Below are 12,923 nucleotides of genomic sequence, written 5' to 3'. Positions count from 1 at the left end.
AGTGCTAAATTGTCCTTAGCGCTGCTAAGGAGGACACGATGCGTGTGACGGCGATCGACGGGTCGGTGGCGGAGGCCGTGGACGAGGGGCTCGGCTTCCCGCTGCTGGTCATCCACGGCGGGATGGGCGACCCCTCGGCCTGGCAGCGGGTCACCGACCGGCTGCGGCACCGGTTCCGGACCGTGCGGCTGCACCGGCGGCAATACCGGCTGGATCTCCCCCGGCCGGTCACCATGGCGGAGGAGGTGGAGCACGTCTCGGCCGTCGCCGGCGAGCTGGGCCGCCCGCCCGTGCTGATCGGGCACTCGTCCGGCGCCGTGCTGGCCCTGGAGACGCTGGCCGCCGATCCGCGGGGCTACGCGGGCGCCGTGCTCTACGAGCCGCCGGTCGTCATCGGGCCACCGCTGGGCGGCGCCGCGCAGGTCGCCGCGCGGGCAGCGCTGGAGCGCGGCAAGCCCGGGCAGGCGATGACCATCTTCGCGCGGGACATCGTCAAGGCGCCCGCCCTCCAGGCTGCGGCAATGGGCTGGATCCTCGGCCGCAGCCGCTTCCGCGACCGGGTGGTGCGCCAGCTCGACGACAACGACGCGATCGACGCCCTGGGCGTGCGGCTGCCGATCTACGCCAAGCTGGACCTGCCGATCCTGCTCATCGGCGGCGACAGGAGCCCCGCGCATCTCGGTGCCCGGCTCGACGCCCTGGAGCGGGCCCTGCCGCGCACCACACGACTGGTGCTGCACGGACAGGGCCACAACGCCGAGCTGCGGGCGCCGGGGCGCCTGGCGGCCGCGATCGAGCGCTTCGTCAGCCCGCTGACGACGTCTTGACCAGGGTGCGGATCTGGCGGAGCAGGACGGACAGCGCCGCCAGGTCCGCCGGCGACTCGGCGACGTCGCCCATCGCGTTGCCGGCGCGGGCCAGCGACGCCGCGTTGACCTGCTCCCACTCCGCCACCTTGTCCTCGGGCGAGGCGTCCGGCGAGGCCGTCTGCAGCACCTCCGCCGTCAGCCCGGCCAGCGCCGAGTAGAGGTCGTAGCGCAGCGCCATCCGGGCCAGCGTCTGCCAGCGGTCGCCGCGCGGCAGCCGCGAGATGTGCGACAGCAGCACGTCGATCTGGAAGCGCTCGGAGAGGACGAAGTAGACGTCGGCCACGTCGCGCACGTCCCGGCCGGTCGCCTTGGCCGTCTCCAGAATGTCGAGCATGCCGAAGCCGTAGACGACGCGGGCGACGCCCTGGGCCAGCTCCTCCGGCATGCCGTTGCCGACGAGCATCTCGGCGTGGGCCGTGAGCGAGCGCCGCTCGGCGCCGATGACGACCTCGGGCAGCCGCTCCAGCAGGGAGCCGACGCCGGGGCGCAGCCGCTCGATCTCGCCGGCCACGTCCAGCGGGGAGCGCCGGTTGCCGGCCAGCCAGCGGACCGCCCGGTCGAGCAGCCGCCGGGTCTCCAGATAGACCAGCGTCTGCGCGAAGGTCGGCACCTTGTTGTCCAGCCGCTCGGCCGCCGCCCACAGATCCCGCAGGCCGTAGACCTCGCGGACGACGACATAGGCCCGGATCACGTCCGCCGCCGACGCGCCGCTCTCCTCCATCGCGCGGAAGACGAACGACGTGCCGCCCCGGTTGACCACCTCGTTGACCAGGCTGGTCGAGATGATCTCGCGGCGCAGCCGGTGGCCTGCCATCCGCGCGGCGAAGCGCTCCCGCAGCGGCGTCGGGAAGTAGCGCGCGAGGACGCCGTGGGTCCACTCCTCGTCGACGATCGGATCGGCCAGGACCTGCCGCTCCAGCGAGATCTTCACGTACGCCAGGAGCACCGCGAACTCCGGCGTGGACAGCCCCTCGCCGTTCTCGTAGCGGGCGGCCAGCTCCTTGTCGCTGGGCAGGGCCTCGAGCTCGCGGTTGAGCTGGCCGGACTGCTCCAGCGCCAGCAGCATGCGGCGGTGCACGGGCAGCAGGGAGTGGGCCTGCTGGCGGGCGTTGCCGAGCGCCGTGGCCTGCTCGTAGTTGTCCCGCAGCACCAGCGCGCCGACCTCGTCGGTCATCGCCGCGAGCAGCTCGTCGCGCTCGGGGAGGGTCAGCTCCCCGTCGGTGACCGCGCCGCCGAGCAGGATCTTGATGTTGACCTCGTGGTCGGAGCAGTCGACCCCGGCCGCGTTGTCGATGAAGTCGGTGAAGATCCGGCCGCCCGAGCGGGCGAACTCGATCCGGCCGCGCTGGGTGAGCCCCAGGTTGCCGCCCTCCCCGACCACCTTGACCCGCAGGTCGGCGCCGTTGACCCGGATCGCGTCGTTGGCCTTGTCGCCGACCTCGGCGTGCGTCTCGGTGGTCGCCTTGACGTAGGTGCCGATGCCGCCGTTCCACAGCAGGTCGACCGGGGCGGCGAGGATGGCCCGCATCAGCTCGCCCGGGCTGACCGCCGTCGCGTCGCCGAGCTCCAGCGCGGCCCGCACCTGCGGGGACACCGGGATCGACTTGGCCGACCGCGGATAGACGCCGCCGCCCTCGCTGATGACGGCCGGGTCGTAGTCGGCCCACGACGAGCGGGGCAGGTCGAACACGCGGCGGCGTTCCGCCCACGAGGCGGCCGGGTCCGGATCCGGGTCCAGGAAAATGTGCCGGTGGTCGAACGCGGCGACCAGCTTGATGTGCTCGGAGAGCAGCATGCCGTTGCCGAACACGTCGCCGGACATGTCGCCGACGCCGACCACCGTGAAGTCCTGCGTCTGCGTGTCCGTGCCGAGGTCGCGGAAGTGCTTCTTGACCGACTCCCACGCGCCGCGGGCGGTGATGCCCATCTTCTTGTGGTCGTAGCCCGCCGACCCGCCGGAGGCGAACGCGTCGCCCATCCAGAAGTCGCGGCCGACCGAGATCTCGTTGGCCGTGTCTGAGAACGTCGCGGTGCCCTTGTCGGCGGCCACCACCAGATAGGGGTCGTCGCCGTCGTGGCGCACCACGTCCACCGGCGGCACGATCTTGCCGCTGTGGATGTTGTCGGTGACGTCGAGCAGCGCGCCGATGAAGAGCTTGTAGCAGGCCACGGCCTCGTCGCGGTCGCCCGGCCGCTGCTTGAGCACGAAGCCGCCCTTGGCGCCGACCGGCACGATCACGGCATTCTTGACCATCTGCGCCTTGACCAGGCCGAGCACCTCGGTGCGGAAGTCCTCGCGCCGGTCCGACCAGCGCAGCCCGCCCCGGGCCACGGCGCCGAAGCGCAGGTGGACGCCCTCGAAGCGCGGCGAGTAGACGAAGATCTCGAACTTCGGGCGGGGCTGCGGCAGGTCGGGGATCGCCGTCGGGTCCAGCTTGAAGGCCACGTACGACTTGGGCCGCCCGTCCGCACCGCGCTGGAAGAAGCTCGTGCGCAACGTAGCCTGCATCAGCCGCAGGTACGACCGGAGGATCCTGTCCTGGTCGAGGCTCTCCACGCCGTCGAGCAGCTCGGTGATCCGCTCGACCAGGTCCTCGGCACGCCGGATGCGCTCCCCCTCGCCGACCTCCAGCCGCGGCGAGAAGCGCGTCTCGAAGAGCCGGACGAGCAGGCGGGTGATCTCCGGGTACGCGACGAAGGTCGACTCCACGTAGCGCTGCGAGAACACGTTGCCGGTCTGCCGCTGGTACTTCGCGTAGGCGCGCAGCACCACCACTTGCCGCCAGGTGAGCCCCGCCCGCAGGACCAGCTCGTTGAAGCCGTCCACCTCGGTCTCGTTCTGCCACGCGGCGGCGAAGGCGTTCTCGACCTGGGGGCGTACCTCGGAAAGCTCGTGATGCGACGACGGCGGCTGCAGGCCGAAGTCGTAGAGATAGACCGTCCCGTCGGCCCGCCGCACCTCGTAGGGCCGCTCGTCGACCACCTCGACGCCGAGCGAGTGCAGGACGGGCAGCACGGCCGAGAGCATCATCGGCTCGCCGTAGCGGAAGACCTTGAACCGCACGTCGCTGTCGTCCGGCTCGGCGCAGCCGTCCCGGTCGAGCCGCCGCTTGCGGTAGAGGTGCATCTCCAGCTGGCCGGACTCCTCGAGCAGCTCCAGCTTGGCGATGTCGAGCACGGCCTCGTACGGCGTATGGCCGTCCTTGTAGCTGTCGGGGAACGCCGCCGTGTAGCGCTGGAACAGCTCCTTGGCCGGCTCCTCGCCCACCTTGCGCTCCAGCACCAGCGAGAAGTCGTCGTCCCACATCCGGGTCGCGTCGGCGAGCCGCTCGGCCAGCACGTTGGGGTCGACGCCGCCGGGCGGGTCGGCCGGGTCGGTGCGCACGATGAAGTGCACCCGGGCCAGCATCCGCTCGGTCACCCGGGTCGTGTAGTCGACGCCGACGCCGTTCAGCTCGCGCAGCAGGATCTCCTGCATGGCCTGCCGGTTGCCGGTGGTGAACCGGTCCCGCGGCAGATAGATCAGGCACGAGATGAACCGGCCGTAGCCGTCGCGGCGCAGGAAGAGGCGCAGCTGGCGGCGGCCGGCCATGCGCAGCACGCCGATCACGGCCTCGTACAGGTCATCGGTCTTGATCTGGAAGAGCTCGTCGCGCGGATAGGTCTCCAGGATCTGCAGCAGGTCCTTGCCGGAGTGCCCGCGCGGGGACAGGCCCGAGCGGTCCAGCACCTCCATCACCTTGCGGCGCACGACCGGCAGCTCGCGCACGCTCGTGCGATAGGCCGAGCTGGAGAAGAGCCCGAGGAAGCGCCGCTCGCCGCACACCTCGCCCTGGTCGTTGAAGACCTTGACGCCGATGTAGTCCAGATAGGCCGAGCGGTGCACCGTGGCCCGCGAGTTCGCCTTGGTGATCACCAGCAGCCGCTTCTCCAGCGCCCGCTGGTGGGCCTCGGGGGCCATCGACGACAGCTTGCGCGCGGTGCTCTGGTCACCCCGCAAAATGCCCAGACCACTTCCGGGTACGGCCGACAGCAGATCGCCGTCCAGGTGGTACTCGCGGTAGCCGAGGAACGTGAAGTGGTCGTGCGCGAGCCACTTGAGCAGCTCGACCGAGTCCGTGACGTCCTTGTCCGGCACCGGGAGCTTGGACTCCGTGCCCCGCGCGGTGGCCAGCTCGTCGGCGATGACCAGGGCCCGCTGGCGCATCCGGGGCCAGTCGTCGACGGCGTCGCGGACGTCGGTCAGCACCCGGCGCAGCTCGTTGTGCAGCTGCTCGCGGGCCTCCTCGGTGCGGACGGGATCGATCTCGACCCGGATCCAGCTCTCCACGAGGTCGCCCTCGATCGCGTCGTCGGGCTCGACGTTGGCCTCGACCTGCGCCAGCGCGCCCAGCGGCTCGCGGCGCACGACGATGAGCGGGTGCACGAGCAGGTGCACCTGGAGCTGGTGGGCGGTGAGCAGCGCGGTGGTCGAGTCGACGAGGAACGGCATGTCGTCGGTCACGATCGAGATGACGGTGTGCGGCTGGTCCTCGCACGGCGCGCTGATGTCGAGCTTCAGCTCGCCGGGGAGCCGGGCGGCGGCCAGCTCACGGTGCTCGCGGGCGGCGGAGAACATCTCCTCCGGCGTGTAGCCGACGAGCTCCTCGTCCGGGGCGAACCGCCAGAACCGGTCGACCAGCGTGGCCGTGGCGTGGTCCTCGCCGGCCCGGGCCACGGCCTGCGCCACCAGGCGCTCGGCGTTGGGCAGCGGCTCGTCGAGATCCTCCTCGGACGCACCCAGCCGGCCCGTCAGGGCGAGACCGGGACCGGGGCCGAAGTCCAGCTCCGGATCGCTTTCGTGAGCTGCCTCGTCGGTTGCGGGCATGGCAGACGGCTCCCCTCACCCACGACACTGTGGGTTCGACGTGTCGGCCCTCAGCCTAGTTCCCCCCTCCGACAGCGCGGGCGGACGGGAGGTGTGCGGAGAAGATCCGGCCACGGTTTGCTTCCACTCCGGTAGCACGGGACCTCGTGACGAGACACCAGGCGCTACCGTTCCGTACGGTTTCTCTGCCGTACCCGGAAAGGGGCAGCTCGATGCACCGCAGCGGAAAGGTCCGCCGACCCCTCGCGGCCGTTACAGGCCTGCTCCTGGCCGGGGCCGGGCTCGTGGCGTGCTCCGGCGGCGACAAACCGGAGGACACCGTCGAGGCCTTCCTCGCCGGGTGGCAGGGCGGCGACCTGAGCAAGATCGGATTCGTCACCGCGGCCGGCAGCCGGATCGCCGCCGCCGACGTGCAGGCCGAGCTCAAGGCGCTCACCGGCGACCTCACGAAGTCGTCGCTCAAGGTCAGTCCCGCGGGGGACGCGTCGTCGACGGGTGACGACGACGCCACCGAGCCGATCAAGCTGGACTGGACGCTGCCCGGCGGCGTGCCGTGGTCGTACCAGAGCACCGTGCGCCTCACCAAGCGCAACACCGACGGCTGGCGGGTCGTCTGGGACCCGACCGTGCTGCACGAGAAGCTGACCGCCGGCGACCGGATGGAACTGCGGCGCACGACCGCCGACCGGGCCGACGTGCTCGGGCCCGACGGGCAGCCGCTGGTCACCGCCCGCGGGGTCACGACCATCGGCATCGAGCCGCAGGCCGTCGAGGACCAGGGCAAGCTGGTCAAGGACGTGGCCGCCGCGCTCAAGACGATCAAGGTGGACCTCGACCAGCCGGACCTCACGACCCGGCTGCGCAACGCCGACCCGGGCGCGTTCGTCGACGTGATCACGCTGCGCAACGCGGATTACGCCAAGATCAAGCCCAAGGTGTACGACCTCAAGGGCACTCGGTTCCGCCAGGAGAAGCGGGAGCTGGCGCCGAGCCGCGTCTTCGCCCGGGCGGTGCTCGGCACGGCGGACCCGGCGACCCGGGAGGACATCGACGCCCACCCCGACCAGATCGCGCAGGGCGACCAGGTGGGCCACGGCGGCCTGCAGGAGAAGTACGACACCCAGCTGCGCGGCACCGCGGGTCTCAACGTGGTCATCGCCCGCAAGACGCCGGACGACCAGGTCGAGGACGACGCGGCCCTGTTCACCTCCGCGCCCGTGGCCGGCAAGCCGATCAAGCTGACGCTCGACGAGAAGACCCAGACGGCCGCCGACGCCGCAGTCGTCCCCGAGAAGCACCCGAGCGCGCTGGTGGCCATCCGGATCAGCGACTCCTCGGTGCTCGCCGTCACGAACGGCCCCGACGGCGCCGCCGTGAACACCGCCATGACCGGCCAGGTGCCGCCCGGCTCCACGTTCAAGATGGTCACCGCGCTCGGCCTGCTCGACAAGGGCGCCGTGACGCTGGACGCCAAGGTGAACTGCCCGAAGACCGCCAAGGTCGGCAGCCAGGAGTTCGGCAACTCGCACGACATGGCGCTCGGCCCGGTGCCGTTCCGCACCGACTTCGCCAAGTCGTGCAACACCGCCTTCGTCGGCCTGTCGTCGAAGCTGGGCGCCGACGGGCTGCGCGCCGCGGCCACCGAGGTCGGCCTGGGCGGCACATGGGACCTCGGCGTGGCATCCTTCAGCGGCAAGCTGTCGCCGGCCGACTCGCCCCAGGAGCTGGCCGCCGCCTCCTTCGGCCAGGGCGCGACGGCGATGAGCCCGCTCGCCATGGCCGCCGCGACCGCCGCCGTGGCCCGCGGGCAGTTCAAGCAGCCCAAGCTCGTGCTCGACCCGGCGCCCGCCGCGCCCGCCGCCGACGGGCCCGCGCTGAAGGACAGCTCGGTGCAGCCGCTGCGCACGATGATGCGCGAGGTGGTGACGAAGGGCACGGGCACCAAGCTCAAGTCCGTCCCCGGCGGCCCGGTCTCCGGCAAGACCGGGACGGCCGAGTTCAAGACCGGCTCCGAGGACACGCACTCGTGGTTCGTCGGCTGGCAGGGTGACGTCGCCTTCGCCGTCATGGTGCAGAATGGCGGGGCGGGCTCGGAGGCCGCCGTCCCGATCGCGCAGCGCTTCCTCACCGCGCTGGCCAAGTGACTCAGGTCAGCATCCCCGGGGTGACCGTCAGGCCCGCATCCCGGGGCGACCGTCAGGTCAGCGCTCGGTTTGACCGTCAGGTCAGCGCCTCGGGGTTGATCTCGAAGGCGGGTCGCTGGGCGGGCAGGGAGAACTCCTCTGTCCGCCGCGGGCGCAGCATGCCCGGCATCGTCGCCGGCAGCGGCTCCGAGTCGAGCAGCGGCAGCGAGCCGAGGGGGCGCAGCTCGTGCTCGTCCTCCGGCTCGGGCTCCTCCTGCGGGGCCGCCGGCTCCTTCCACGCGGCCTCGGGCTCCTCGTCCGGGGCCTCCGGCTCTTTCCGCGCGGCCTCGGGCTCCTCCTCGGGGGCCTCCGGCTCCTTCCACGCAGCCTCGGGCTCCTCCTCCGGATCGGGCTCCTCCGGATCGGGCTCTTCTTCCGCTTCCGGAGCGGGCTGTTCTGCCGCGGCCGCCGGCTCCGGCTCGGGCTCTTCGTAAGCGGCCGCCGGCTCCGGCTCTTGGTGCGCGGCCGCCGGCTCCGGCTCCGGCTCTTCGAGCGGCTCCGGCTGCGGGGCGGGCTCCTCCTCGGCGTCCTCCGGCTTTTCCTGCGCGGCGAGCAGGCCCGGCGCCTCCGGGGCGAGCAGGTCCGCGCGCGCCGCCACGAGGTCGGGGCGCAGGTCGACCGCGTGCGCCGACTGCAGGCCCGCCACGAGCGCGGCGGTGATCTCCTCGGCGTACACGCCGTCGGGGTCGTAGTCGGGGTCGAAGACGGTGATCTCCACGCCCAGGCAGTGCGGCGAGCCGACCAGCCCGGACAGCAGGATCTCCAGCTCCGGGAAGGCGATGCCGCCCGGCTCCGGCGCGTCCACCGCGGGCAGCACGGCCGGGTCCAGGACGTCCACGTCGAGGTGGACCCAGTAGCCGGCGCAGTCCAGCAGCTGCTCCTGCGCCCACTGCGCGCTGCGCGCGGCACCCTCGGCCCGCAGCGCCGGGACCGGGCGGGTGACGATGCCGGCCGCCTGCAGGTCCAGTCTGTACTCGTCCTGGGCGCGGATGCCCATGACGACCACGTCGATGTCGCGGTAGTAGGGGCGGCGGCCCTCGATCGCCGTCAGGTTGGCCTGGCCCCGGCCGGTGACGAGCGCCAGGTCCTCGCCCGCGGCCGCGCCGACGTAGGACGCGTTGCCCGGGTGCCGGAAGTCGGAGTGTCCGTCCACGAAGACCAGCCCGACGCGGCCGCCGACCGCCTCGCCCAGCCTGTTCATGGCCAGCGCCGAGCCGAGGACGATCGAGCAGTCCCCGCCCAGCACGACCGGGAACTCCCCCCGGTCGATGATCGCCCCGATCCGGTCGGCCAGCCGGCGCGAGTAGACGCCGATCTCGCGGGCGTGCGCGACGCCGTCGCCGGGGCGCCAGTCGCCGGGGTCGTACCGGGGCGGGGTCAGGCACCCGGCGTCGCGGGCGTCGAGGCGGCGCAGCAGGCCGGCGTCGCGCAGGGCGCCGGGCGCCTTGGCGACGCCCGGGACCGAGGTGGCGGTGGGCGGGCGCAGGCCGAGGTTGGACGGTGCGTCGAGTACGGCTATCCGGCGCATGGAGCCCCCGTAACGAAGAAGATCACCTCGTGGACCACGGCGACCCGGCGCGAGTTTCGGCGATGACCAGTCTTTTGAGCTGCGGCTATCTGGTCAATACCCCGGCCCGGCGGCCTCAGCGGTCCACGAGGTACCTCTCTAGAAGAGTGCGCGGGCGAGGGCGCGGCGCGCGCTCGCCACGGCCGGATCGTCCGGCCCGGCGACGGTGAACAGGGACAGCAGGTGCTTGCGGACGGCGTCGCGCTCGTCCCCCGAGGTGCGCTTGACCAGGGCGACCAGCCGCTCGTAGGCCTCCGGGGCCTGTCCGCTGAGGACCTCGATGTCGGCGGCGAGCTGCTGGGCCGCGACGTCCGCCGGGTCGGCGTCGGCCTTGGCCAGCGCGGTCGTCGGGTCGACGCCGGTGATCCGCCGGTAGAGCTCCACCTGGGCCAGCCCCGACTCGGCGGCGTGGTCCTGCGGCGACTCGGCGAGGATCTTCTTGTACGCGGCCTCGGCCTCGTCCAGGTCCCCGGTCATCAGCGCGTCGTCGGCCGCGTCGAGCCGCGGGTCCTCGGCCGCCGCGACCTCCACGCCGCCGGCCTTGAGCACCGCGTCGACGTAGCGGCGGACCTCCGCCTCGGGCAGCACGCCGGTGAAGCCCTCGACGAGCTGGCCGCCCACGATCGCCACGACCATCGGGATGCCCTGCACGCGCAGCGCCTGGGCCAGCCGCGGATTGGCGTCCACGTCGACCTTGCCCAGGATCCAGCTGCCGCCGCCCTCGGCGGCCAGCTTCTCCAGCACCGGGGAGAGCTGCTTGCAGGGCTCGCACCACTCGGCCCAGAAATCGAGGATGACGGGGGTGCTCAGCGAGAGCTGCAGCACCGTCGTCTGGAAATTCTCTTCGGTCACGTCGATGATCGAGGCACCGGCGGCCGGGGCGCCCGGGAAGCCCGCGGGCCCGGCACCGGCCGGGGCAGCGCCACCCGCGGCGCTCGCGGGGGCGGGCTGCGCGGGCTTGCTCGCCGGGCGCAGGGCACCGAGGTCGACCGCGCCGCGGGTGAAGATCGACGGAGTGGTCCGTGGGTCGCTCATGGTTACCTAGTCTCGCACGCTGAACCCCCGGTCCGCCGCGCCGCCGGGCAGGCGATATCGGACGTCACAACGGCTCCCGCCGAGCGGGGCGAAGTGCACCTTTTGGACCGGCTGACCGTCCCCGGGATCCGCCCCCGAGCGCGTCCGGCCGTGACCGCGGTGCTGCCGGCTACGGGCGCAGCTCGGCGACGAGGGTGTCCGCGGCCGTGTACGGGTCGAGCTCCCCGGCGGCGACCTGCGACGCGAGCTTGCCGAGACCCGTACCGTCGTGCAGGTTGCCCAGCCGGGCGCGCAGCGTGCCCAGCGCGATCGCCTCGACCTCGACGGCGGCCCGCCGCTCATGCGCGGCCCGCAGCCGGTCGCCGGTGCTCAGCCAGGCACGATGCTTCGCGATCGCCGCGGCCACGTCGCCGATGCCCTCACCCTTGACCGCCGTCGCCCGCACGACCTGCGGCCGCCAGTCGCCGGGGGCCCGCTCCCCGAGGCCGAGCATGCCCTGGATGTCGCGGTAGGTCGCGTCCGCGCCCGGGCGGTCCGCCTTGTTGACCACGAAGACGTCGGCGATCTCCAGGATGCCCGCCTTGACGGCCTGGATTGCGTCGCCCATCCCCGGCGCGAGCAGAACCAGCGTGGTGTCGGCCAGGGTCGCGATCTCCACCTCGGCCTGCCCGACGCCGACCGTCTCGACCAGGATCACGTCACAGCCGGCGCCCTCCAGCACGCGCACCGCCTGCGGGGTGGCGGCGGCCAGCCCGCCGAGCTGACCCCGGCTGGACATGGACCGGATGTAGACGCCGGGATCGGTGGTGTGCTCCTGCATGCGGATCCGGTCGCCGAGGATCGCTCCCCCGGTGAACGGGCTGGACGGGTCGACCGCCAGCACGCCGACCCGGTGACCTTCGGCACGCAGGGCACGCACCAGCTCGTTGGTGGTGGTGGACTTGCCCACGCCGGGCGAGCCCGTGAGGCCGACCACCTGGGCGCGGCCGGCATAGGGCGCCAGGGCCGCGGCGACCTCGCGCAGCCGCGGGTCGCCGTCCTCCACCATGCTGATCAGCCGGGCGACGGACCGGGCTTCCCCGTTCCGCGCGCCGGCCACCAGCGCGGGCACGTCCTTCCTCATGCGGGCACTGTCTCACCCGAGCCGGGCGCCCGCCCACTCACGCCGGCACCTTGATGATCAGCCCCGCCCGAGCCGGGCGCCCGCTCGCTCACGCGGGCACCTTGATGATCAGCGCGTCGCCCTGGCCGCCGCCGCCGCACAGGGCTGCCGCGCCCGTGCCGCCGCCCCGGCGCTTCAGCTCCAGCGCGAGGGTGAGCACGAGCCGGGCTCCCGACATGCCGATCGGGTGGCCCAGGGCGATGGCGCCGCCGTTGACGTTGACGATGTCCTCGGACACCTTCAGCTCGCGCATGGAGTGGATGACCACCTGGGCGAAGGCCTCGTTCATCTCGATCAGGTCGAGGTCGCCGACGGCGAGGCCGGCCTTGGTGAGCGCGTGCTGGATCGCGTGGGCCGGCTGGGCCTGCAGCGAGCTGTCCGGGCCCGCGACGTTGCCGTGGGCGCCGACCTCGGCGAGCCAGGTCAGCCCCAGCTCCTCGGCCTTGGCCCTGCTCATCACCACGACCGCGGCGGCCCCGTCGGAGATCGGCGAGGCGCTGCCGGCCGTGATCGTCCCATCCTTGGCGAACGCCGGGCGCAGCTTCGCCAGGGAATCGGCGGTGGCATCCGGGCGTACGCCCTCGTCGGTGTCGATGAGCGGGTCGCTGTCGCGCTGCCCGGCCCGCAGCGGGGCGATCTCCTCGGCGAAGCGCCCCTCGGCCTGCGCGGCGGCGGCCCGCTGGTGACTCAGCGCGGCGAAGGCGTCCTGCTCGGCGCGGGAGATGCCGAGGCCCTTGCCGGACTGCTCGGTCGACTCGCCCATCGAGATGCCCAGCCACGGGTCCATGAGGCCGTCGTACGCGGTGTGGTCGCGGACCAGGATGTCGCCGTACTTCTTGCCCTGGCGCTGGCCCAGCATCAGGTGCGGGGCGTTGGTCATCGACTCCATGCCGCCGGCCACCACGATGTCGAACTCGCCGGCGCGGATCAGCTGGTCGGCGAGCGCGATGGCGTCCAGGCCGGACAGGCACACCTTGTTCACCGTGAGGGCCGGCACGCGCATCGGGATGCCCGCGGCGACGGCTGCCTGCCGCGCGGTGATCTGACCGGTGCCCGCCTGGAGCACCTGGCCCATGATCACGTACTCCACCTGCTCCGGGCGCACCCCGCCGCGCTCCAGGGCCGCGGCGATGGCGTGGCCACCGAGCGCGGTGGCGGGCACGTTCTTGAGGTTGCCGAGGAGGCGGCCCATCGGGGTACGAGCGCCGCTCACGATCACCGAACTGGTCACGGGGTCTCC

The 12,923-nt window shown here is 72.7% G+C and carries 6 protein-coding genes and 1 pseudogene; 2 read left to right on the top strand and 5 right to left on the bottom strand.

Going from position 1 to position 12,923, the window contains the following annotated elements:
* Positions 1 to 38 precede the first annotated feature (38 nt).
* Complete coding sequence (locus RBH18_RS00280; protein WP_306203738.1) at positions 39 to 827, top strand: alpha/beta fold hydrolase; 789 nt, start codon at positions 39 to 41, stop codon at positions 825 to 827.
* Here RBH18_RS00280 and RBH18_RS00275 read toward each other — a convergent pair.
* Positions 805 to 5,736 (bottom strand): NAD-glutamate dehydrogenase, encoded by a 4,932-nt coding sequence (locus tag RBH18_RS00275; RefSeq protein ID WP_306203737.1) that lies wholly within the window; start codon positions 5,734 to 5,736, stop codon positions 805 to 807. The two genes, RBH18_RS00280 and RBH18_RS00275, sit on opposite strands and share 23 nt — an antisense overlap.
* A gap of 212 nt (positions 5,737 to 5,948) precedes the next feature.
* Here RBH18_RS00275 and RBH18_RS00270 point away from each other — a divergent pair, with 212 nt between their 5' ends.
* Positions 5,949 to 7,880, top strand: coding sequence for a penicillin-binding transpeptidase domain-containing protein (locus RBH18_RS00270; RefSeq protein WP_306203736.1), 1,932 nt, complete (start codon positions 5,949 to 5,951; stop codon positions 7,878 to 7,880).
* Between the two features lie 669 nt (positions 7,881 to 8,549).
* Here the strand turns inward: RBH18_RS00270 and RBH18_RS00265 are convergent.
* From RBH18_RS00265 to RBH18_RS00250, 4 genes and pseudogenes are all read right to left on the bottom strand, one after another.
* Positions 8,550 to 9,447: pseudogene (locus tag RBH18_RS00265) on the bottom strand (arginase family protein); the annotation flags it as partial.
* A gap of 138 nt (positions 9,448 to 9,585) precedes the next feature.
* Positions 9,586 to 10,521: a tetratricopeptide repeat protein gene (locus RBH18_RS00260; protein ID WP_306203735.1), complete on the bottom strand. Its 936-nt coding sequence runs from the start codon at positions 10,519 to 10,521 to the stop codon at positions 9,586 to 9,588.
* Positions 10,522 to 10,690: 169 nt separating this feature from the next.
* Entirely contained in the window at positions 10,691 to 11,644 is a 954-nt protein-coding gene (meaB, locus tag RBH18_RS00255) for a methylmalonyl Co-A mutase-associated GTPase MeaB (protein ID WP_306203734.1), read from the bottom strand.
* 88 nt (positions 11,645 to 11,732) lie between these two features.
* Positions 11,733 to 12,914 (bottom strand): acetyl-CoA C-acetyltransferase, encoded by a 1,182-nt coding sequence (locus tag RBH18_RS00250; RefSeq protein WP_306203733.1) that lies wholly within the window; start codon positions 12,912 to 12,914, stop codon positions 11,733 to 11,735.
* Positions 12,915 to 12,923: the final 9 nt, after the last annotated feature.

Source organism: Actinoplanes oryzae (assembly GCF_030757795.1).
Classification (GTDB): domain Bacteria; phylum Actinomycetota; class Actinomycetes; order Mycobacteriales; family Micromonosporaceae; genus Actinoplanes.
This window is presented reverse-complemented; position numbering and strand designations above follow the sequence as displayed.

Bases quoted from the DNA above. Each gene is read 5' to 3' on its own strand.
- RBH18_RS00280 (WP_306203738.1), top strand. From the start codon at position 39: ATGCGTGTGACGGCGATCGACGGGTCGGTGGCGGAGGCCGTGGACGAG.
- RBH18_RS00270 (WP_306203736.1), top strand. From the start codon at position 5,949: ATGCACCGCAGCGGAAAGGTCCGCCGACCCCTCGCGGCCGTTACAGGC.
- meaB (WP_306203734.1), bottom strand. From the start codon at position 11,644: ATGAGGAAGGACGTGCCCGCGCTGGTGGCCGGCGCGCGGAACGGGGAA.
- RBH18_RS00275 (WP_306203737.1), bottom strand. From the start codon at position 5,736: ATGCCCGCAACCGACGAGGCAGCTCACGAAAGCGATCCGGAGCTGGAC.
- RBH18_RS00260 (WP_306203735.1), bottom strand. From the start codon at position 10,521: ATGAGCGACCCACGGACCACTCCGTCGATCTTCACCCGCGGCGCGGTC.